The 22430-nt window shown below is 61.9% G+C and carries 13 protein-coding genes; 10 read left to right on the top strand and 3 right to left on the bottom strand.

Features of this window, described 5'->3' with window-relative positions; all coding sequences use genetic code 11:
* Positions 1 to 7: 7 nt before the first annotated feature.
* Complete coding sequence (locus tag GCT19_RS07805; protein WP_018434200.1) at positions 8 to 913, top strand: cation diffusion facilitator family transporter; 906 nt, start codon at positions 8 to 10, stop codon at positions 911 to 913.
* Positions 914 to 995: 82 nt separating this feature from the next.
* On the opposite strand, the gene GCT19_RS07800 is transcribed toward GCT19_RS07805, so the two are convergent.
* Positions 996 to 1976 (bottom strand): aldo/keto reductase, encoded by a 981-nt coding sequence (locus GCT19_RS07800; RefSeq protein ID WP_152851549.1) that lies wholly within the window; start codon positions 1974 to 1976, stop codon positions 996 to 998.
* Between the two features lie 283 nt (positions 1977 to 2259).
* Here GCT19_RS07800 and GCT19_RS07795 point away from each other — a divergent pair, with 283 nt between their 5' ends.
* The 6 genes from GCT19_RS07795 (at position 2260) to GCT19_RS07770 (ending at position 15105) form a co-directional block, all read left to right on the top strand.
* Entirely contained in the window at positions 2260 to 10926 is an 8667-nt protein-coding gene (locus GCT19_RS07795) for a hemagglutinin repeat-containing protein (RefSeq protein ID WP_152851548.1), read from the top strand.
* On the top strand, positions 10926 to 11399 hold the full coding sequence (locus tag GCT19_RS07790; protein WP_018434203.1) for a hypothetical protein: 474 nt from the start codon (positions 10926 to 10928) through the stop codon (positions 11397 to 11399). The genes GCT19_RS07795 and GCT19_RS07790 overlap by 1 nt, the downstream gene beginning before the upstream one ends.
* 90 nt (positions 11400 to 11489) lie before the next feature.
* Positions 11490 to 13250 (top strand): ShlB/FhaC/HecB family hemolysin secretion/activation protein, encoded by a 1761-nt coding sequence (locus GCT19_RS07785; RefSeq protein ID WP_018434204.1) that lies wholly within the window; start codon positions 11490 to 11492, stop codon positions 13248 to 13250.
* A 58-nt stretch (positions 13251 to 13308) separates the two neighbouring features.
* Positions 13309 to 13989, top strand: a complete 681-nt coding sequence (locus GCT19_RS07780; RefSeq protein ID WP_026228448.1) for a CsgG/HfaB family protein — start codon at positions 13309 to 13311, stop codon at positions 13987 to 13989.
* 71 nt (positions 13990 to 14060) lie between these two features.
* Positions 14061 to 14429, top strand: a complete 369-nt coding sequence (locus tag GCT19_RS07775; RefSeq protein WP_227717653.1) for a DUF4810 domain-containing protein — start codon at positions 14061 to 14063, stop codon at positions 14427 to 14429.
* Between the two features lie 10 nt (positions 14430 to 14439).
* Positions 14440 to 15105 (top strand): DUF799 domain-containing protein, encoded by a 666-nt coding sequence (locus GCT19_RS07770; protein ID WP_018434207.1) that lies wholly within the window; start codon positions 14440 to 14442, stop codon positions 15103 to 15105.
* Between the two features lie 271 nt (positions 15106 to 15376).
* Here the strand turns inward: GCT19_RS07770 and GCT19_RS07765 are convergent, their stop codons facing one another.
* On the bottom strand, positions 15377 to 15679 hold the full coding sequence (locus GCT19_RS07765) for a DUF4148 domain-containing protein (RefSeq protein WP_013092193.1): 303 nt from the start codon (positions 15677 to 15679) through the stop codon (positions 15377 to 15379).
* A gap of 210 nt (positions 15680 to 15889) precedes the next feature.
* On the bottom strand, positions 15890 to 16894 hold the full coding sequence (locus tag GCT19_RS07760; RefSeq protein WP_013092192.1) for a LysR family transcriptional regulator: 1005 nt from the start codon (positions 16892 to 16894) through the stop codon (positions 15890 to 15892).
* A gap of 175 nt (positions 16895 to 17069) precedes the next feature.
* Here GCT19_RS07760 and GCT19_RS07755 point away from each other — a divergent pair, with 175 nt between their 5' ends.
* The 3 genes from GCT19_RS07755 to GCT19_RS07745 are packed head-to-tail and all read left to right on the top strand — an operon-like array spanning position 17070 to position 22424.
* Positions 17070 to 17936 (top strand): alpha/beta hydrolase, encoded by an 867-nt coding sequence (locus GCT19_RS07755; RefSeq protein WP_013092191.1) that lies wholly within the window; start codon positions 17070 to 17072, stop codon positions 17934 to 17936.
* A 35-nt stretch (positions 17937 to 17971) separates the two neighbouring features.
* Positions 17972 to 19195 carry an efflux RND transporter periplasmic adaptor subunit gene (locus tag GCT19_RS07750; protein WP_013092190.1) on the top strand — a complete coding sequence of 408 codons (1224 nt, stop codon included), beginning with the start codon at positions 17972 to 17974 and terminating at the stop codon, positions 19193 to 19195.
* A gap of 43 nt (positions 19196 to 19238) precedes the next feature.
* Positions 19239 to 22424 (top strand): efflux RND transporter permease subunit, encoded by a 3186-nt coding sequence (locus tag GCT19_RS07745; RefSeq protein ID WP_018434210.1) that lies wholly within the window; start codon positions 19239 to 19241, stop codon positions 22422 to 22424.
* Positions 22425 to 22430: the final 6 nt, after the last annotated feature.

Here is a 22430-nt window from a genome sequence, read left to right as displayed (position 1 = left end):
CCCGCAGATGAAAGAAGAATCGCCGAAAGCTATTTTCTACGCACTCGCCGCCAACCTCGGCATCGCCGTCTGCAAATTCGCCGCGGCGTCGTTCACCGGCTCCGGCTCGATGTTCGCCGAAGCGATTCACTCCACCGCCGACTGCGGCAATCAACTGCTGCTGCTGTTCGGGCTGCGCGAGGCGCGCAAGCCGGTGAGCCCTTTGCATCCGATGGGCAGCGGCCGCGAAATCAACTTCTATTCGCTGCTGGTTGCGTTGCTGCTGTTTTTCGTCGGCGGCGCGTTTTCGGTGTACGAGGGCGTGCATCGGCTGATTGCGCGCGAGCCGTTGCAGTATGCGTTCGTCGCGTTGGCGGTGCTCGGTGTGTCGGTGGTGCTCGAAGCACTATCGCTGTGGGGCGCGATCAAGGAGATTCGCAAGACGTATCCGGACAAAAATCTGTGGCAGTGGTTTCGCGAAACGCGCGAATCGGATCTGCTGGTCGTGGCCGGTGAAGATATCGCCGCGCTCTTCGGTCTCGCGATCGCCTTCGTCGCGGTGCTATTGACGATGATGACCGGCAACCCCGTGTATGACGCGCTCGGCTCGGTCGGAGTCGGTCTTTTGCTGATGACGATCGCGTGGCTCGTCGCGCGTGAAGTGAAGTCGATGATCGTCGGTGAATCGGCGAGCCCGGAAGTGCGCAGCGCCATCGACGCGCATCTGCGCGCGCGTCCGGAGATTCGCAGCATCATCAACATGATCACGCTGCAGTGGGGGCGTCACGTGGTGGTGGCGGTGCAGGCGGAAATGATCGACTATGCGAGCGGCCGCGCGATGGTCGATGCGATCAATGTTATCGAGGCCGACTTGCAGGCCGCGTTTCCTCAGGTGCGCTGGGTGTTCTTCGAACCGGACGTGCCGCGTAGTTAATGAAGAGGAGGCGAAACGGCCTGCGCTGCAAGCGCGGGCCATTCCGCCTGTGTTAACAGGATTCCTGTACGCGTCAAAGCGCTTATTTGAACCCCGCCACCGCATGCGGCACATACAGTTCCTCGAGCCGCTGAATCTCTTCGCCGCTGAGCTTCAACGACAGCGCCGCGACCGCATCGTCGAGATGGTGCAGCTTGGTCGCACCGACGATCGGCGCGGTAATCGGTTTCTTCTGCAGCACCCACGCTAGCGCAACCTGCGCGCGCGGCACGCCGCGCTCTTTCGCGATCTCGCTGACCCGCTCGACGATACGCCGATCCGCTTCCTGCGTCTGCGCGTACAGCGTGCGGCCGAACTCATCGGTTTCAGAGCGCGCGCTCTCGGTGTCCCAGTCGCGCGTCAAGCGTCCGCGTGCAAGCGGGCTCCACGGAATCACGCCGATGCCTTCGCTCTCGCACAGCGGCAGCATTTCGCGCTCTTCCTCGCGATACAGCAGATTCACGTAGTTCTGCATCGTCACGAAGCGGGTCCAGCCATTGCGCTCGGCCACCTGCAGCGCCTTGGCAAACTGCCATGCGTACATCGACGACGCGCCGATATAGCGCGCCTTGCCGGCCTTCACGACGTCGTGCAGCGCTTCCATCGTTTCTTCGATCGGCGTGCCGTAGTCCCAGCGATGGATCTGATACAGGTCGACATAGTCGGTACCGAGCCGGCGCAGGCTGTGATCGATCTCCGCCATGATTGCCTTGCGCGACAGCCCTGCGCCGTTCGGGCCCGGATGCATGCGGCTATTGACCTTGGTGGCGAGCACGATCTCATCGCGCTTCGCAAAGTCTTTCAGCGCACGGCCGACGATTTCCTCGCTGGTGCCGTCCGAATAGACGTTGGCGGTATCGAAGAAGTTGATGCCGTGATCGAGCGCCTGCTTGATGAATGGCCGCGCGGCTTCGTCGTCGAGCGTCCAGGTATGCGTGCCGCGCGAGGGCACGCCATAACTCATACAGCCGAGACAGAGACGCGATACATCGAGGCCGGTGCGGCCGAGTTTCACATAATCCATCGTGTTGCTCTCCTATGGTGAAGCGCACAAACCCGCTGCGAGGGAAGGACCTTTGATTATAAGGAAACGACGGCAAGCGCGTCGTTGCCGGAAAAAGTCTGCAAAAGGCGTGGATTTGATGAAGCGTTGACTTTCTGAAAAAACGGTGGATAACTACGATCGTTAAATATCGACAAATTCAGAATAATTCAGAATTGTCTCGTAGTTGCCATTTGCTCTCCTTGATAACCTTTTGATGCCGTTGCATTGCGCACGGCTTCATCGGGCATCACAGGTTTAAGCAATGAATAACCGTTGTTATCGGCTTGTGTTCAGCAAGCTTCGGGGTATGCTCACTGCCGTTGCAGAAACTGCGACCGGTCACGGAAACTCCAGTCGCGGTGAAACCGGCTTATCGGTCGGGTTACAGTCGTTCACACTGTTTGCAATGCGTCATGCGGCCTTTGCCGTGCTGGTGCTGTGCGGACTCGCGCCCGCGCTTTCTGACGCGCAGATTGTCCCATCGGGTACCCATGCGCCTGGCGTAATCAGCACGGCAAACGGCCTGCCGCAGGTTAATATCAATAAACCGTCCGGTGCGGGTGTTTCTCTCAACACTTATTCACAGTTCGACGTCCAGAAGAATGGCGCGATTCTCAATAATTCACCCGTTATAACGGGTACGCAATTGGCGGGGCAGATTAACGGTAATTCGAATTTCGGACCGAACGACGCCGCGAAAATTATCGTCAATCAGGTCAATAGCAATAATCCGTCGCTGCTGCGCGGTTATGTCGAGGTTGCGGGCCAGAAAGCGGCGGCTGTCGTGATCGCCAATTCATCGGGGCTGGTTGTGGACGGTGGCGGTTTCATCAATACCTCGCGCGGCATCCTCACGACCGGCAATCCGCTGATCGACGGCAGTGGCAACCTCACCGGGTTCAACGTTACGGGCGGCACGATCACGGTTCAGGGTGCGGGTCTGAACACCTCGAATATCGATCAGGTGGACATCATCGCACGCGCGGTGCGGGCGAATGCGGCGATCTACGCGAATACGCTGAACGTCGTCACGGGTGCGAACAGCGTCGATTACGCGAGCCTGAGCGCGACGCCCATCACTGGAAGCGGAGCCGCGCCGGGCGTGTCGATCGACGTATCGCAACTCGGCGGCATGTACGCGAACCGTATCACGCTGGTCGGTACGGAGAAGGGTGTCGGCGTGGCCAATGCAGGCACGATTGCCGCGCAGGCGGGCGACCTCACGCTGACGAGTTCAGGCCAGCTCGTGCAGTCCGGCACGATGAACGCAAGCGGCAGCATCGGTATCGATGCGGCGAGCGTCGCGAATAGCGGCACGATCTACGGGCAGCGGAACACCACGATCGGCGCGACAGGCGCGCTAACGAATTCCGGAACGCTTGCGGCGCAGCAGGACCTCAATGCGACGGCGGGCAGCGTCGCCTCGACGGGGCTGCTCGGCGCGGGCGTCAATCCTGACGGCAGCCTGGGCAGCAGTGGCAATCTGTCGGTGACCTCGGCGGGGCTGCTGTCCGCTACGGGCCAGAACGTCGCTCCGGGTAACGTGACGCTTTATGGGGCGTCGCTCGATCTGGCCAATGCGCAGACGTGGGCAGGTACGGCGCTCGCGCTGACAGCTAGGGACGGTAACCTGAGCCTCGTCAACGCAATCACCGGTGCAGGCGCGTCCATTACGGCAAATGCGGCGGCCACGCTCGACAACAGCGGTGGCACCTTCAACGCGCCGCAACTCGTGATCCGTGCAGGCAACCTCACGAACCGCAGCGGCACGATCACGCAGACCGGCGCCGGGCCGATTACGGTTGCCGTCTCCGGCACGCTTGACAACACCCGCGGCTCATTGCAGACCAACAGCGCCGATCTGGTGCTGAGCCCTGCCAGGATCCTCAACGACGACGGCACGATCACCAGTTCGGGCACCGGCACGCTGTCCGTGCAGACAGGCTCGCTGTCGAACAATGGCGGCACGCTTGCCACCAATGGCTCGCTCGACGTTCAGGCAGGGCCTGTATCGAACCGGGGCGGCACGCTGGCGGCGCAGTCGTCGGCGGCATTCAGGGTTGGCTCGCTGGACAACAGTGCGGGTGGGCAGATCAGCGCCCGCGACGTATCGATTGCCGACTCCGGGGCGTTCAGCAACGCCGGCGGCGCCGTGCAGGCGGACGACACGTTAGGCATCAAGGCACAGAGCGTAGCGAATGACAGTGGCGGCATTTCCAACGCTGGTACGGGTACGACAATCGTCACTGCGTTGGGCACGCTGACGAACACAGCGAGCGGCCTGATTGGGGGCAACGGCGACGTGTCGGTGTCGGGCGGCAGCATCGACAATGGCGGCGGTTCGCTGATCGCGGGCGGCGCACTGGCCGCGCAGTCAGGCGGCACACTGAACAACGCGGCGGGCCTCATCCAGTCGAATGGCGACGCATCGGTGTCCGCACAAGGTGCGGTCACAAATGTGGGTGGGCAGATCGGCACGAACGGTAGCACGGCAGCGTTGGAGATTTCCGGCGCATCGCTCGACAATTCTTCGGGCCGCATCGCCAATACCGGTACGGGCGCGACGACGGTCAGTGCTGGATCGATCACGAACAGCAATGGGAGCGGCGTAGCGGGCGCAGGGGTCATCGGCGGGAACGGCGATGTCGTGGTCTCAGGCGCGTCGCTGTCGAATACCCAGGGTGGCCAGATCGTCGCGGGCAACAACCTGACCGTTAACGTATCGCAGTCCGTAGACAATTCGGACGGTACGCTATCGGGCGCGACCGACCTGACGCTCAACGGTGCAGGCGCGGCGGCTTCCAATGTGAACGGCTCGATCCATGGCAATGGCGTGGTCAGTCTTGATACCGCGTCGCTGGACAACACCTCGGGCAGGATCGGCAACGACCAGGGCAGCGGTGGTAGCGTCGCCATCACGACCGGCACCCTCAGGAATCAGAACGGCGCGATCGGCAGCGATCAGAACCTCACGCTCACGACGAACGGGCTGGCGGGCGACGGCACGATCATCGCAGGTCGGGATGGCACGGTGACGGTCAATGGCGACTACGTGAACCATGCTGCCAACCAGATCCAGGCAAACCGCAATCTTAGCTTCACGGTCGCGGGCAACCTGACGAACCGGGGCACGTTGGGCGCGGTGAATGCGCTGACGGTGAATGCGGCGAACGTCGACAACCAGGCGGGCGCAGACCTGAACTCGGCCAGCACGACCGTCAATGCAACGAACGCAATCACCAACGAAGGCCGCATCGAGGGCGATACGGTCACGACGAATAGCGCAACGCTGACCAATACGGCGACCATCATCGGCAATACGGTGACGCTGACCGGTAGCCAGTCCATGGCGAATGCCGGCGCGGCCGCGATCATTGCCGCAGCGGCGCAAGTGAACCTCTATTCGCCCGGCGATATTTCCAACACGGGCGGCGCGAATATTTTCAGCCTCGGCGACGTGAACCTCGCAGCGGATGGCACGCGCGACGCAAACGGCCTGCTGTCCAACCGCTCGAACACGGTCACGAACGACCAGTCGACGATCCAGGCACAGGGCAACCTCGAAATCGCCGCACAGACGCTGACCAACTCGCGGCCCGCGCCGACGGTTCAGACCGTGACTACCGACGTCGACACGGTCCACCAGACCAAGCGCGGCAAATACATGGCCTGTGCAACAGGCAATGCGGTGAGCGGTTACTGCTCGCAGTCGATGTGGGATAACGGCTACATTGCGCCGATCGACACGACGTTCTCCGCTTCGCAGATCATTTCACAAACGGCGGGCCCCAATCCGACGGACAATGTGCTCGTTGTGAACTTCAATGGCACGCAGCAGACGATCTGGTACAACTCGATCACGACCAACGGCGACGGCACGATCACCGTCAACTACTGGGACGACTACAACCCGAATATCAACTACCTGCCGTCAACCGAGTACGCAACCCGCAGCGACGGACACAAGGGCTACCAGCGCGTCGAGTACGCACGCGATACGACGACCACCACGCAGCAGGATCAGGTAACGGGCGCGCAGGCACAGCAGGGTCAGCTGCTTGCGGGCGGTGACATGACGCTCGCGAACATCGGCACGCTGAACAACAGCCACAGCGCGATTGCGGCGGGCGGCTCGATACAGATCGGCAGTACCACGCAGGATGGCTCGCTCGATCCGTCGGGCAGCGGCAACTACGGCGGCACCCAGGTGAACAACACCGGGCAGACGCTGTACCAGTACCAGCGCCAGGACATCGTATCGACGTACGCATGGAACCAGAACATCACGCAGGACGTGGGCCAGGTGGTGGAACCGTCCGTCATGCTCGCGCCGGTGGCGATCGGCGGCACGGGCGGCACGATCATCGCGAACAGGGCGGTGGTCATCAGTGGCACGGACATCAACAATACCAACGTCGCGGCAGCGAACTCGGCAACCGGAGCGACGGGCGGCACGCTCGGCGCCAATCAGGCGCTGGCGGGCCAGAAAGCGAACGCGCCACGGACGGTCGCGGACAGCTCCGGGTCGCTACATGTCACGCTGCCGACGAGCGGCCTGTATTCGCTTCGTACGGCACCGAACGCCCCGTACCTCGTCGAGACTGATCCGCGCTTTACGAGCTACACGAAGTTCATCAGTAGCGACTACATGCTTCGCGCATTGGGCCTGAATCCGCAGAACGTGGAAAAGCGCCTCGGCGACGGGCTTTATGAGGCGCAACTAGTACAAAACCAGGTTACGCAACTCACCGGTCGCGTCTACCTGCAAGGCTACAGCAGCAACCTCGACGAATACACGGCGCTGATGACGGCGGGCGTGAATGTCGCGCAGCAGTTTGGCCTGGCGGTTGGCGTCGCGCTGAGTGCGGCTCAGATGGATGCGCTGACGAGCGATATCGTGTGGCTGGTCAGCCAGACAGTCACACTGCCGGATGGCACGACGCAATCGGTGCTGGTTCCGCAGGTGTATCTGGCACAAATGCACGCCAACGATCTGCAGCCTACGGGGGCGCTCATTGCCGCCGACGATGTTGAATTGCACGCGACGGGCAGTGTGAACAACAGCGGCACGATCAGGGGCGGTACACAGACAGTCGTTACGGGCACCAATATCGTGAACCGGGCGGGCACGATCGCGAGCAGCGGCATGGATGGTACGACGGTCGTGTCGGCGACCAACGACGTGGTCAATGCATCGGGTCTGATTACCGGCAACCGTGTCGCGGTGTTGGCGGGCCACGACATCGTCAACACGACGCTGGTCGACGCGACTGGAATCAGTTCGGCGGCCGGTGACAGCAAGGTCGGCCAGACTATGCTCGGCGCGCAGGGCTCCATCGCCTCGGCCGGCGACATGGTCATTGCCGCAGGCAACGACCTGACGGTGCACGGCGCGAACATCGAAGCGGGCGGCAATGCGTCGATCAGCGCCGGTCACGATATCGAAGTCGATGCCGTGCAGTCCACGACCACGCAATCGTTGGCGCTGAACGACCAGCATCACTGGAAGGCGAGCGGCACAACGAACCAGACGAGCGCGATATCGGCCGGTGGCGACCTCGCGATGCAGAGCGGCAACGATGCAACCTTCATGGGTGCAACGGTGACGGCGGGCGGTGACATGGCGGTCGTCGCGGGCGGCAATCTAACGGCGACCACGGTTACGAACACCGCGACCTATAACAACGTCGCGACGGACGGCAGTTCGCGCAAGGAAGTCGATCACGCGTACGACGAACACGCGCTCGGTACGACTTTCACTGCGGGCGGCAATGCGACGCTCGGCGCGGTCAGCACGGATACTGGCAAGGGCAATGTGACGCTCACCGGCTCGAGTCTGACCGCCGGCATGACAAACGGCGTGGATAACGGCACGGGTACGGCCACGATCGCGGCATCCGGCAACGTCACCATCAACGAGGCCCGCGAAGAACACGACAGCTATCAGGCCGTCGAGTCAAAGCGCGGCAGTGTCGTCAGCGGATCGACCACCGATACGATGCAGGCCACGCAGGCCAATATCGGTGTGGCGAGTACGGTCTCGGGCGATACCGTCACTGTGCAGGCCGGTCGCAATCTGACCATCCAGCGCAGTAACGTGGTCGGTACCAATGATGTGAAGCTGGGCGCCATCGGCAACGTCAGCATCACGACGTCGCAGGACACGCAGCAGTCGCAGAGTAGTTATCAGAAGAAGGAATATGGCTTCCTGTCGGGCCTCAATCCGCTGAACCAGCTCGATGGCGGCCTGCAGGGCTACACGATCGGCACGCGCACCACGACGGACGCGCAGCAGGCCACCCAGGTCGCGAACACGGGCAGTATGGTCGGCTCGCTGAACGGCAACGTCACCATCGCATCTGGCAATGACCTGCATGTGACCGGCAGTACCATCTACGCAGGCAACGACCTGAGCCTCGCGGGCAAGACCGTCACCATTGACGCGGCGCAGAACACCGCGACGCAGAACGAGCAGCAGTCGTTCAAACAGACCGCGATTTCCGCGGGCGTCAGCAACCCGGTTATTGCGGCAGTGCAGACCGCGAACCAGATGCGCAAGGACGTCAAGCAGACCAACGGCGACGCGCGCCTCGATGCGCTCGCCGCTGCGACGACGGGACTCGCCGCGAAGAACGCCTACGATGCGGTCATGAGCGACCCGACGGCTGTTGGGGGCGTGGGCATCAACGTGTCGCTGGGCACGAGCCACAGCAACAGCAACTCGACGGCGTCGTCGACTACGGCCGTGGGCAGCACCGTGTCGGCGGGCCATAACCTGACGATCGCGGCAGCCGGCGCGGGAGCGGCCAGCAACATCGATGTCATTGGCAGCAACATCAAGGCGGGCAATGACGCCACGCTCAATGCCGAAGGCAACCTCAATCTTCAGGCAGCGCGGAACACCGACAGCCAGCAGAGCACGAACAGCGGATCGAGCGCGAGTATCGGCGTGACGTTCGGCGTCGGAAAGTCGAACGGTATCTCGTTCCAGGCGGGCGTGTCAGGCACGAAGGGCAATGGCAACGGCAGTGATGCGACGTGGACCAATACGCACGTCGACGCGGGCAACACGCTGACGCTGCAATCAGGCGGCGATACGAACCTGAAGGGTGCGGTCGCGGACGGTCAGCAGGTGATCGCCAATATCGGCGGCAATTTGAATATCGAAAGCCTGCAGGACACGAGCACCTACGACTCGAAGCAGCAGAGCGGCGGCGTGTCGGTGAGCGTGTGCGTGCCGCCGCTCTGCTACGGCGCATCCAGCGTGGCGGGCAGCATCAGCCAGCAGAAGCTGAACAGCAACTATGCGAGCGTGACGGAGCAGTCGGGGATCAGTGCGGGCGACGGCGGCTTCCAAATCAATGTCAAGGGCAATACGGACCTGAGGGGGGCCGTAATTTCCAGCAGCGATGCGGCCGTGCAGCGCGGCGTGAACAGCCTGACGACCGCGACGCTCACGCATAGCGACATCGAGAATCGGGCCGAATACAGCGGGCAGTCAGTGGGCATCAGCGGCGGTTACGGTGGCGACATCGGCAAGAGCCAGGCTGGTAAGGCCGACAACGTCAATCCGGTTCCCGGTACGACGCTGCCGAAGAGCGGCGGCCTTTCGATGGCGCCGCCGATCGTCATGAGCACATCGGGCGATGCCAGCGGTACGACGAGGAGCGCGATCAGCGGCGGGACGGTCACGATTACCGACGGCGCCGCACAGCAGCAACTGACCGGACAGACTGCCGATGAAGCGGTGGCAAGCATCAGCCGCGAGACGTCGGATACGCTGGGGTCGATCGCACCGATCTTCGACAAGGACAAGATCGAGGCCGGGTTCGATATCACGAGCCAGTTCATCAATCAGGTCGGCACGTTCGTCAGCAACCGGGCGAAGGAAGCAGATGCGGCGAAGGCTGCGGCGAATGATCCGAACCTGACACCCGAGCAGCGTGCAGCGGCGCAGCAGCAGGCTGAACAGCTGAATGCCGAGTGGGGGCCTGGGGGCTCGTATCGGCAGGTGCTGACCGCGTTGAGCGTGGCGGCGGGCGGGAACGTGACCGGCAGCATGGGGCAGTTCGCGCAGAGTGCGACGGTGGCGTACTTGCAGGAATTGGGCGCGAGCAGGGTCAAGCACATTGCCGATAGCCTCGACAGTGAGACTGCGCGCGCGGCGTTGCATGCGATCGTCGGTTGCGCGGGTGCGGCGGCGAGCAGCCAGAGTTGTGGCGCGGGGGCGATGGGGGCGGCTACGAGTTCGGTGCTGGGCAGCCTGCTCGCGCCAACCGATGGGATGTCGGCAGAGGACCGTCAGGCACGGGAGAATCTGGTGACGAGCCTGGTGGCGGGGATTGCCACGGCGTCAGGGGTGAATGCGGCGACCGCAACGGGTGCCGGACAGATCGAAGGGGAAAACAACCAGTTCTCTGTGGCGGTCCCGTCGACTTCGTTGTTGCCCGGCTGGCTGGAGGCACTTGGCAAGCTGCCGGGCTTCAAGGGGGAAACGGCCAGCAAGGGCGATGGTGTGATCGCTGATCCGGCCACTGAGCTCGATCCGACCATCAAGGCAGGCACGCCGATGACGACGCCTTCGGGATCGGGTGTGATCGACGACATTTTCAAGATGCCGCCAGTTGTGAACGTGGCTGAGGGGCTGGTTGACTATGTCACTACGATGTTGGGTGAGAATGGTCCTCAAGTTGCGAGTAAGACGATTTGGAAGGGGGACGGCAAGGAGCGCATTGATGTCGAAAATCCGAACCCCGGCCAGCGACCTGGGCAAATTCACTATCAAGACAATGCAGGCAATAAGTACTTGTATGATCCGACGACAAATTCGTTTCCCGACGCGCCCAACTCCGTCAACAAATTGCTGAGCGATCCCGGCTTCAGTGCAGCGATTCAAAAGGGCCTTAACAAATATCTCGGAGGTAACTGATGAAGATCAACTCAGCAATGAAGAAGCAGTTGAAGGTGGAAAAGTTTGACCAGCTACTTGAGCCATCTTTGAAGGCAATCGCAGATTTAGGATTTGAGCAGAGGGATGACTGCTATCTTTTGCGAGCCCTTCTTGGGCTAGCAAAAGATGCGCGAAGAGCGACCTTTTACGATTGCACCGCATATGAATGTTTTGTTAACTCCGTGCACGTCGAAGACTACGAGAACAAGATGCCGTTAGCGCAGGCAATACAGTTTGCCATTCAGGTTTTGATGGGCTGGAATACGTCGGCGCCAAGGCCGATATTGATTGCGATTGTTAGCGCCGATGAGCTGAGCGTTGTTGTTAAGTTTCATGTGAAGCGCGCTACCGAACAGTGGTTAAACGAGAACATCGAAGGTTATGACGACCCAGTCATGTCAATCGAATCTACGGAAGACATTCCGTCAGTCCTTGCAGCTTCGCTGATGTAGTAGCTTGGAAAGGATAGTTGTTCAACGCGGCAGTGAGCCTCATCCGCCCGCGTCGTCGCGTGAGGAACAAGTTCATGAATTGGAACAAGAATGAATATCAGCAAGAGGCTATCGCTTCTGCCGTTGATAGTCTCTGCCTCGTTAGCGGAAGATGCTGTTCACGCGCAGCGGACCATTACCCCCCCTGTCGAAGTCGCAGCAGGCCGCGCCAACGCCGAGCTGAACCGCCAACTGCAGCAGCAGCGGGATCTCCAGCAGCGCGAGGCGGCCGTTGCTGCGCCCACAGTGCGCTCGACGATACCAGCGAGGGAAGGCAGGCCCGCACTGCCAGCTGAAACGCCCTGTTTCCGCATCGATACGTTCGCGCTCGACGTGCCGTCCACGCTGCGGGAACCAGTCCGCTCGCAAGGCGCATCCGCGCTACCGCGAGACCGCTTCGCCTTCGCGCGCGAATGGCTCGATCACTACCAGGGCCGATGCGTCGGCCAGAAGGGGCTCGACGTGCTCACAAAGGGCCTGCAGGCAGAGATTCTGAGCCGCGGCTACATCACCACGCGCGTGATGCTGCCAACGCAGGATCTTTCAACGGGCATGCTAAAACTCGCCCTAGTGCCCGGCGTCATCCGTCATCTTAAGTTCGCCGACGCGTCCACGCGCGGCACCTGGAAGACAGCATTCCCGGCGCGCGACGGCAATCTACTCCAGCTTCGCGACCTCGAACAGGGACTCGAGCACATGAAGCGCGTGCCCAATCAGGACACGACCATGCAGATCGTCCCCGGCGACGCGCCCGGAGAAAGCGACGTGGCAATTGCCGTCGAGCGTTCCAAGCCATGGTCGCTTGCCGTGTCGGCCGACAACTCGGGCACGAACGAAACGGGCCGATATATCGGCAATGTGACGCTTGGACTATATAACCTGCTCGCCCTGAACGACATTCTCTCGGCCGGTTACAACCAGGACTTGCAGTTCAGCAATCACGACCTCGGCACACACGGCTGGAACGCTTCGTATTCGGTGCCGTGGGGCTACTGGACCGGCACGCTGTATGGCTACACGAACACCTACTACCAGCAGATCGCGGCGGTCAACGGCACGTTCGTGGCAAGCGGCAATGCGCAGACGGCCGGTCTAAAGCTCGAACGTGTCTTTCACCGCAGCCAGAACGATGTATCGGGTGTCGAATTCCAAGTGATCAAGCGCTTCGGGGCAAGCTTTATCGAGGGCACCGAAATTCCGCAGCAGCAGCGCGACAACACCTTCATCGAGGCGGGTCTCACTAACCGGCATTACTTCGGCGCGGCGCAGTTCGACGGAACACTCGCCTACCGTCAGGGGATCGGCTGGCTCGGCGCACAGCCCGACACGCCGGGCGGCCCAACCTACCGCTTCCACATGGCGACGCTCGACGCCAATCTCTCAGTGCCGTTCCAGGCGGCAGGCCAGTTGCTTCGCTACGTGGGAACCGTACACGGCCAATTCACCAACGATGAGCTGAACTACATCGACGACCTGACGATCGGCAGCCGCTACACGGTGCGCGGCTTCAGTGGCCAGACGATGCTCGCGGCGGAAAAGGGCTTCTACTGGCGCAATGAACTTCAGTATCCGCTTGGAGCTTCGGGACAGGTGCTGTATGCCGGTCTCGACTATGGCCACCTATGGGGACCGTCGGCGGCGAACCTCGCGGGCACGCAGCTCGCGGGCGCGGCGTTTGGCGTGAAAGGCTCTGTGCCGTCCCGTCTCGGCGCATACAGCTATGACGTGTTCGCGGGCACGCCGATCTACATGCCGGCCGGATTCGATGCCGCACGCGTCGTATTGGGTTTTCAGGTAACCGCGCAATTCTGAAATTTTCCCCGCCGACGCGATCGGGGTTTCTGTCGTTTCAACAAAGAGGAAAAACAAAATGAAGATATCAAAAACATATGCGCGGGGAACCGTGGCTATTGCCGTTGTCGTGGCGTTGGGCGGATGTGCAACCGAGTCCTCACGCTCGCTACCGGTATCGCCCGTCGCCAGCGCCCAGAAACCGGCTGTGGGCCAACCCATCGGCATTGCAGTCGGCAAGTTCGACAACCGTTCGAGCTACATGAGCGGCATCTTCTCGGACGGTGTCGACCGTCTCGGTGGTCAGGCCAAAACCATTCTGATCACGTCTCTCCAGCAGAGCGGCCGCTTCAATGTGCTCGATCGCGACAACCTCGACGAAATCCGCCAGGAAGCGGGCTTCCTCAAAAAGGACCAGTCGATCAAGGGTGCGCGCTTCGTCGTCACGGGGGACGTCACGGAATTCGGCCGCAAGGAGGTCGGCGACCGGCAGCTGTTTGGCATCCTCGGCCGGGGCAAGAGTCAGGTGGCCTATGCAAAGGTCAGCCTGAACGTCGTCGATACGACGACATCCGAAGTCGTGGCGTCGAGCCAGGGCGCGGGTGAGTTCAGCCTTTCGAACCGTGAAGTCATCGGTTTCGGCGGCACGGCCAGCTACGACTCCACACTGAACGGCAAGGTGCTCGATCTGGCGATCCAGGAGGCCGTCAATCACCTGGTCGAGCAGGTCGATGCAGGGACGCTCAAGGCCGCACAGTAAGTGCGTGCCGGTCTATTGCGTTCGATCCACGTCCCACCGCACCAGCAATAAACATGATGACGCGATTCACAATGAAACATAACCGCATGATGCGGGGAATCTATTTGCAAGTAACGATGGCAGCCGTGCTCCTCTCGGGATGCGCGGCGAACAGTCCCCAGCCGCTTTACCAGTGGACCGGCTACCAGCCGGCCGTGTACGACTATCTGAAGGGAGAAAAGGCTCCGCCGGAGCAGATCGAGGCGCTCGAAAAGTCCCTCCAGGTCATCCGGGGCAAGGGGCACACGCCGCCGCCCGGATTTCATGCGCAACTGGGCATGTTGTTCGCGAGTGTCGGCAACGACACCCAGGCCATGCAGGAATTCGAGTCCGAGAAGCAGCTGTTTCCGGAATCCACGACCTACATGGACTTCCTGATGAAGAAACCGAAACAGCCCTGAGCGAGCCACCATGTCCAAGATCCTTTCCCTCAAACACTGGTTTGCGCTATCGACTGTCGTACTGCTGGCCGCGTGCGCGCAACCTGTGAAGCACGCCGACTACACGGCATTCAGGAACAGCCGGCCGCACTCGATCCTGTTGCTGCCCCCGACCAACAAAACGGCGGACGTACAGGCGACCAACAGCATGCTCTCGCAAATGACGATGCCGCTCGCCGAATCCGGCTACTACGTGATACCGGTGGCGGTGATGGATGAAACGTTCAGGCAGAACGGCCTGACGATGGCGGCGGAGATCGAAGCGATCTCGCCCGCGAAGCTACGCGAAATCTTCGGTGCCGACGCGGCCCTGTATTCGAAGATCACGCAGTACGGCACCGTGTACCACGTCGTCGACAGTGCGACAGTCGTCACGGCATCCGCCCGGCTGGTCGATCTCAAGACCGGTGACGTGCTATGGCAGGGTAGTGCGAGCGCCAACAGCAATGAGGGCAACAACTATGCTGGCGGTGGGCTGATCGGCATGCTCGTCACGGCAGCGATCAAGCAGGTTGCGGATTCGCTGACGGACAGGGGCCACGATATCGCTGGGGTGACGAGCTATCGGCTTCTGCATGCCGGGCCGCCGAACGGACTGCTGTACGGGCCACGCTCACCCAAATACGGCACCGATTGAACGCTCCTCAGTCAGCAAGAAACGGCTTGCGCTTTCGATCGCTTCAATGCAAATGCGCCCGCGAAGCCACTTCGCGGGCGCATAACGGCGAGTGCCGTGAACGACAGACAGCTAACGCTCAATGCTGTGCCGGGCGATACGGCGTCCACACGGGCGTATCGGTATCCCAGTTATCGAGTTCCGATGGTGTCATGATGTGCTCCTTGATGAAGAGGCGCGCGCTTCTCGTGCGACAGGCGCGCCGGTTTCCTAATCAACTTCTGCTAACTCGTTACTGGCCCTTCGCGACGCGCGTCACTTCGCCGTTCGTCCCTTCCTGCAATGCGATGCGCGCGGCTTGCGTCTGACCGATCAGGCCTTTGTTCGGATACGAGGTGCGGTTCAGCGAGGGCAGCGAGCCGTCGCGATAAGCGGCGACCAGTTCCGCCTTGACCTCGGCGCGGGTCTTCGTGCTCGCGCTCGGCGCCGGTTGCGTGTCATAGGTTCCTGCACGGCCGATACTGCCGCCTTCCGCAAATGCCGGAACGCTGACGAGCAGCGACAGGGCGAGGCCTGCCAAAAGATTGCGTTTCATGATTCACTCCTGTCGATTCATTGGCAGCGCGATGGCGCTGCGACAGGGTGAAATTTAGACGTTGACGCGTGGCGGATAAATCGCGGTTTTGCGAAATGAATTGTCGCGATTCAGGAACAATCGCGACGGAGCCTTGCAGAAGCCACCCGATTGCACAGTTGCCGCGGCATTGGCGCCGCGGCTGGAATTCACTGTTTCAATTAACGCACTTCAGGCGACCCATTCTGACATCACCGGCGTGTCGAGTGCCGGCGCGGACTCGCGCTGCTCGAACGTGCGCTTCGTGCAGGTGGCGTCGAGACTGCCGCGGCCGCTCAGCAATGGGCAACGATCGAACAGCTCCGCAATCCAGTCTACGAAAACGCGGACTTTCGGCGACAGATGACGACTGTGCGGATAGACTGCCGAAATCGGCATCGGCAAAGGCTTCAGTTCCGGCAGTACTTCGACGAGTTGGCCCGAGCGCAGATGCGGCAGCACCATGAAGAGCGCCGGCTGAATCAGGCCGAAGCCTTCGAGTCCGCAGGTCACGTAAGCATCCGCGTCGTTGACCGACACGATGCTCTTCATCTTCACTTCCACCTCGTTGCCGTTCACCAGGAACGCCCAGTCGATCGTGCGTCCTGTGCGGCTCGAGAAGTAATTGACGGCTTTGTGATTTTCGAGATCTTCGAGCGAAGTGGGCATGCCCGCGCGCTTGATGTAGTCAGGTGCCGCGCAGGTCACGCCCTCGAACAGACCGATGCGGCGTGCGACCAGTGACGAATCCTGCAGCGCGCCGACGCGCACCACGCAATCGACGCCTTCCTGCAGCAGATCGACGGGCCGGTCGGTGAGGCCCAGTTGCAGATCGATGTCCGGATAGCGCGTGTGGAATTCGCACAGCGCCGGAATCACGAGCAGACGGCCAATCGAGCCCGGCATGTCGATGCGCAGCTTGCCGTGCGGCTTCTTGTTGCCGCTCTGGAAACTCGCCTCGGTCTCTTCGACATCAGCGAGGATGCGTACGCAGCGCTCGTAATACGCGGCGCCATCCGGCGTCAGCGACAGACGGCGGGTGGTCCGGTGCATCAGCCGCGTGCCGAGAAACGCTTCGAGGTTCTGAATGATCGTAGTAACCGACGCGCGCGGCAGATCGAGCGTCTCCGCTGCGCGGGTAAAGCTGTTGGTGTCGACGACACGCGTGAACACTTGCATGGCCTGAAGCCGGTCCATTGCAAACCTCCAGTAGGGGCAGGTGCGCAGGCGGGAATGGAGTCCGCGAAAACAATCGCGACGGGATTGTTCAAAGGCACCGAATTGTGTTGCCGGATTATAGGCATTTATTTGCGAGTCTGCTGAACCCACAATTCGCACCATTGAAGTTCTATGCGCATTTGCGCGGCTCGACATGGATGCATTCAAATCGCCGTACCCGTCCGTTTCCATCGGCGTTTCCGCCGAAGACACTGGCGCTGAGGCCACTGACGCAACACTTGAAGTCACCGACGTGGGTATCGATGGGTACGCTCAGCCCATTACGTTACGCCTGTATCGGCTGACGAAAAAAACCGCATTGCCGGTATTGCTTTATTTTCACGGCGGCGGCTTTACGAAAGGTTCGATCGAATGCGCGGACTTCGCCGCGCGGTATTTCGCAGAACACTTACCGGCGCTCGTGGTGTCGGTTGGCTATTCGCTCGCGCCGCGGTTTCCGTTTCCAGCCGCGCCGGAAGACGCGCATCGTGCGGCGCTGTGGGTGCAGACACGGTCGCGGGCGTTTGGCGGCAATAGCAGAAAGATCGGGGTGGCGGGTCATGACGCGGGCGGCCAACTCGCCAATTGTCTCGCGTTCATCGCGCGCGATCGAGGCGACGTGCAGATCAGCGCGCAGGCGCTGTTCGGTCCGATGCTCGATCCGAGCCTGACGCGGCTTGGCGACGAGAAGCGGCTCGGTTCGGACATCACCGCGCGCGAGTGCGCCGCGTGTTATCGCGCGTATCTGCCGCAAGCGTCGCAGCGCATGCATCCGTATGCGGCGCCGCTCGAATCGGCGCGGCTCGCGGGCTTGCCGGCCACGCTGATCGCGACCGCGCAGAACGACGTGCTGCACGTCGAGGCTGAAAAGTATGCAAGCAATCTGATCGACGCGGGCGTGCAGACCCAGGTGGTGCGCTTTCCAAGCGTGTCGCACGCGGCGCTCGCCGATCATCCGCCCGCTTTGCAGGAAGCGGTGCGCTTTTTCCAGTGGCGCTTCGATGCGCGCGCTCATCGATAAACAGAAATTCAATCAACAATACCCGGGAGCTACACATGACTATCCTTCCTCTTTCCCGCCGCCGCGTGGCGCTTGCCGCGCTAGTGGTCGTCGTTCTTGCCGGGCTCGGCACGTTCGGCGCGATCCGTGTGGATGCGAGTTCGCCGGCCGCGCCGACCATCGTGCCGGAAGTCGATGTAGCGACCGTCGTGCAAAAGACCATCACCGACTGGCAGTCCTATTCGGGCCGTCTCGAAGCCGTGCAGAAAGTGGACGTGCGTTCGCAGGTGCCAGGCACGATCGTCTCGGTCAACTTCAAGGACGGCGCGCTGGTGAAGCAGGGTGACACGCTGTTCGTCATCGATCCGCGTCCATACGCGGCCGAAGTCGATCGCGCGGAAGCGCAGCTCGCGGCCGCGCAGGCGCGTACCGGCTATACGCAGAGCGACTGGGAACGCGCGCAACGGTTGATCGTCGACAACGCGATCGCCAAGCGCGACTACGACGAGAAGCAGAACGCCGCGCGCGAGGCGAGCGCGAACCTGAAGGCCGCGCAAGCCGCGCTCGAAACCGCGCGCATCAATCTCGGCTATACGAAGATCGTCGCGCCGGTGTCGGGCCGCGTGTCGCGCGCGGAGATCACGGTCGGCAACGTCGTGTCGGCTGGCGCCAGCTCGGCGCCGCTGACCACACTTGTGTCGGTGTCGCCGATCTACGCGTCGTTCGACGCGGACGAACAGACCTATCTGCAATACCTGAGCCGCGCGAAGGACGGCGGCAAGGTGCCGGTCGAACTCGGTCTCGCCGATGAATCCGGCTACTCGCGCAGCGGCACGATCGAGTCGGTCGACAACCGGCTCGACACGTCGTCGGGCACGATCCGCGTGCGCGCGAAGTTCGACAACGCGGACGGTGCACTGATTCCGGGCCTCTACGCGCGCGTCAAGGTGGGCGGTAGCGCCCCGCATCCGGCGCTGTTGATCGACGATGCCGCCGTCGGCACCGACCAGGACAAGAAGTTCGTGCTGGTCGTCGATCAAGGCAACCACGTCGTTTATCGCAATATCACGACCGGTTCGATGCAGGGCAATCTGCGCGTCGTCAAAGACGGTTTGAAGGCGGGCGACCGTATCGTCGTCAACGGCATTCAGCGTGTGCGCCCCGGCGATGCGGTGCGCGCGCACATGGTGCCGATGACGACCGACGACGACCCGAACAGCGCAGCGCTCGCGCAGTCGCACGGCAAGGCGGCGGACACCGGCGCGAAAGGCAATTCGTGAGCCGCATGTTCCAACGCGCATGTTCCAAAGTTAAGAGCTTCCAATGAACATATCCAAATTCTTCATCGATCGCCCGATCTTTGCAGGCGTGCTATCGGTATTGATCCTGCTTGGGGGCATCATCTCGCTGTTCAAGCTGCCCATCTCCGAGTATCCGGAAGTCGTGCCGCCTTCAGTGGTGGTGCACGCACAGTATCCGGGCGCGAATCCGAAGGTGATCGCGGAGGCGGTCGCAGCTCCGCTCGAAGAGCAGATCAATGGTGTCGAGAACATGCTGTACATGCAGTCGCAGGCGAATAGCGACGGCAATCTGACGCTGACGGTCACGTTCAAGCTCGGCACCAATCCCGACCTCGCGACGCAGCTCGTGCAGAACCGCGTCAATCAGGCGCTGCCGCGTCTGCCGGAAGACGTGCAGCGGCTCGGCGTGACGACGATCAAGAGTTCGCCGACGCTGACGATGGTCGTGCATTTGATCTCGCCGAACGATCGCTACGACATGACGTATCTCCGCAATTACGCGCTGCTGAACGTGAAGGATCGGCTCGCGCGCATTCAGGGCGTCGGCGAAGTGCAACTGTGGGGCTCGGGCGACTACGCGATGCGTATCTGGCTCGATCCGCAGAAAGTCGCGCAACGCGGTCTCACCGCGACCGAAGTCGTCAATTCGATTCGCGAACAGAACATCCAGGTGGCGGCCGGTGTGATCGGTGCATCGCCGTCGGTGCCCGGCACGCAGTTGCAGTTGTCGGTGAATGCGCGCGGTCGTTTGAGGACCGAGAGCGAATTCGGCGACATCATCGTGAAGACCGCGCCCGATGGCGGTGTCACGTATCTGCGCGATATCGCGCGGATCGAACTCGCGGCGTCGGAGTACGGCTTGCGTTCGCTGCTCGACAACAAGCCCGCGGTTGCGCTCGCGATCAATCAGGCGCCGGGCGCGAACTCGCTCGCGATTTCCGAGCAGGTGCGCGCGGCGATGAAGGAACTTGCCCAGGACATGCCGGCCGGCGTCGAATACCGGATCGTCTACGACCCGACGCAGTTCGTTCGTTCGAGTATCGAGGCGGTGATCCATACGCTGCTCGAAGCGATCGCACTGGTCGTGATCGTCGTGATCGTGTTCCTGCAGACGTGGCGCGCGTCGATCATTCCGTTGATCGCGGTGCCGGTGTCGATCGTCGGTACGTTCTCGCTGCTGCTGGCATTCGGCTTTTCGATCAATGCGTTGTCGTTGTTCGGCATGGTGCTCGCGATCGGTATCGTCGTCGACGATGCGATCGTCGTGGTGGAGAACGTCGAGCGCAACATCGAAAGCGGGCTCAGTGCGCGCGATGCGACTTACAAGGCGATGCGCGAAGTGAGCGGGCCGATTATCGCGATCGCGCTGACGCTGGTCGCCGTGTTCGTGCCGCTCGCATTCATGACGGGTCTCACGGGCCAGTTCTACAAGCAGTTCGCGATGACCATCGCGATCTCGACGGTGATCTCGGCGTTCAATTCGCTGACGCTGTCGCCGGCGTTGTCCGCGCTGCTGTTGCGCAGCCACGGCGAGAAGGAGGACTGGCTGACGCGCGTGATGAACCGCGTGCTCGGCGGCTTCTTCAAGCGTTTCAACAAGGTCTTTCATCGCGGTTCGGAAGCCTACGGCCGCGGCGTGAGCGGCGTGCTGCGCCGCAAGGGCGCGATGCTCGCGGTGTACGCGATCCTCGTCGGTGCGACCGTGTTGATGGCGCGGATCGTGCCGGGCGGCTTCGTGCCCGCGCAGGACAAGGAGTATCTAATCGCGTTCGCGCAGTTGCCGAACGGTGCGTCGCTCGATCGCACGGAGAAGGTGATCCGCGATATGAGTTCGATCGCGCTGAAGCAGCAGGGCGTCGAAAGCGCGGTGGCGTTCCCGGGTCTGTCGGTGAATGGCTTCACGAATAGTTCGAGCGCGGGCATCGTGTTCGTCACGCTGAAACCGTTCAAGGAGCGCGGCGACAAGAAGCTGTCGGCGGGCGCGATTGCCGGTGCATTGAACCAGCAGTACGGCGCGATCAAGGATTCGTTCGTCGCGGTGTTCCCGCCGCCGCCGGTGCTCGGGCTCGGCACGCTCGGCGGCTTCAAGATGCAGCTCGAGGATCACGGCGCGGTCGGCTACGCCGAACTGAACAAAGCTGCCGAGGCCTTCGTGAAGCGCGCGGCGCAAACGCCCGAACTGGGGCCGACCTTCTCCAGCTATCAGATCAACGTGCCGCAACTGAACGTCGATCTCGATCGCGTGAAGGCGAAGCAACTCGGCGTGCCGGTCACCGATGTGTTCGACACGATGCAGATCTACCTGGGCTCGCTGTACGTGAACGACTTCAACCGCTTCGGCCGCGTATATCAGGTGCGCGTGCAGGCGGATGCGCCGTTCCGTCAACGCGCCGACGACATCCTGCAACTGAAGACGCGCAACGCGGCGGGCGAGATGGTGCCGTTGTCGTCGCTCGTCACCGTGACGCCGACCTACGGGCCGGAGATGGTGGTGCGCTACAACGGCTACACGGCAGCCGACATCAACGGCGGCCCGGCGCCCGGCTTCTCGTCGGGACAGGCGCAGGCCGCGGCCGAACGCGTGGCTGCCGAAGTGCTGCCGCGCGGCGTGAAGCTCGAATGGACCGATCTCACGTATCAGCAGATCCTCGCTGGCAACGCAGGCCTGTGGGTGTTCCCGATCAGCGTGCTGCTCGTGTTCCTCGTGCTCGCGGCGTTGTACGAAAGCCTGACGCTGCCGCTGGCGGTGATCCTGATCGTGCCGATGAGCGTGCTGTCGGCGCTGACCGGCGTGTGGCTCACCGGTGGCGACAACAACATCTTCACGCAGATCGGTTTGATGGTGCTGGTGGGCTTATCGGCGAAGAACGCGATTCTGATCGTCGAGTTCGCGCGTGAGCTCGAACACGATGGACGCAGTCCGCTGCAAGCGGCAATCGAAGCGAGCCGTCTGCGTCTGCGGCCGATTCTGATGACGTCGATCGCCTTCATCATGGGCGTGGTGCCGCTGGTGCTGTCGAGCGGCGCGGGCTCGGAAATGCGTCACGCGATGGGCGTCGCGGTGTTCTTCGGCATGCTCGGCGTCACGCTGTTCGGTCTGATGCTGACGCCGGTGTTTTATGTGGTGTTGCGTTCGCTCGCGGGCGGGACGATTCACGTCGCGCAGAAGGATGCGCCGCGCTACGGCGCGCCCGTTACGGACGCCTGAGGAGAA

The organism is Paraburkholderia atlantica, assembly GCF_009362785.1.
Lineage (GTDB): Bacteria > Pseudomonadota > Gammaproteobacteria > Burkholderiales > Burkholderiaceae > Paraburkholderia > Paraburkholderia atlantica.
Note: the sequence above shows the minus strand (reverse complement) of the source record. Positions and strands in the feature narration are given on the sequence as shown.

Excerpts from the sequence above, each read along its gene's own strand:
- GCT19_RS07750 (WP_013092190.1), top strand. The coding sequence starts at position 17,972 with ATGACTATCCTTCCTCTTTCCCGCCGCCGCGTGGCGCTTGCCGCGCTA.
- GCT19_RS07770 (WP_018434207.1), top strand. The coding sequence starts at position 14,440 with ATGTCCAAGATCCTTTCCCTCAAACACTGGTTTGCGCTATCGACTGTC.
- GCT19_RS07755 (WP_013092191.1), top strand. The coding sequence starts at position 17,070 with ATGGATGCATTCAAATCGCCGTACCCGTCCGTTTCCATCGGCGTTTCC.
- GCT19_RS07800 (WP_152851549.1), bottom strand. The coding sequence starts at position 1,976 with ATGGATTATGTGAAACTCGGCCGCACCGGCCTCGATGTATCGCGTCTC.
- GCT19_RS07765 (WP_013092193.1), bottom strand. The coding sequence starts at position 15,679 with ATGAAACGCAATCTTTTGGCAGGCCTCGCCCTGTCGCTGCTCGTCAGC.
- GCT19_RS07785 (WP_018434204.1), top strand. The coding sequence starts at position 11,490 with ATGAATATCAGCAAGAGGCTATCGCTTCTGCCGTTGATAGTCTCTGCC.
- GCT19_RS07805 (WP_018434200.1), top strand. The coding sequence starts at position 8 with ATGAAAGAAGAATCGCCGAAAGCTATTTTCTACGCACTCGCCGCCAAC.
- GCT19_RS07760 (WP_013092192.1), bottom strand. The coding sequence starts at position 16,894 with ATGGACCGGCTTCAGGCCATGCAAGTGTTCACGCGTGTCGTCGACACC.
- GCT19_RS07780 (WP_026228448.1), top strand. The coding sequence starts at position 13,309 with ATGAAGATATCAAAAACATATGCGCGGGGAACCGTGGCTATTGCCGTT.
- GCT19_RS07790 (WP_018434203.1), top strand. The coding sequence starts at position 10,926 with ATGAAGATCAACTCAGCAATGAAGAAGCAGTTGAAGGTGGAAAAGTTT.
- GCT19_RS07795 (WP_152851548.1), top strand. The coding sequence starts at position 2,260 with ATGAATAACCGTTGTTATCGGCTTGTGTTCAGCAAGCTTCGGGGTATG.
- GCT19_RS07775 (WP_227717653.1), top strand. The coding sequence starts at position 14,061 with ATGAAACATAACCGCATGATGCGGGGAATCTATTTGCAAGTAACGATG.
- GCT19_RS07745 (WP_018434210.1), top strand. The coding sequence starts at position 19,239 with ATGAACATATCCAAATTCTTCATCGATCGCCCGATCTTTGCAGGCGTG.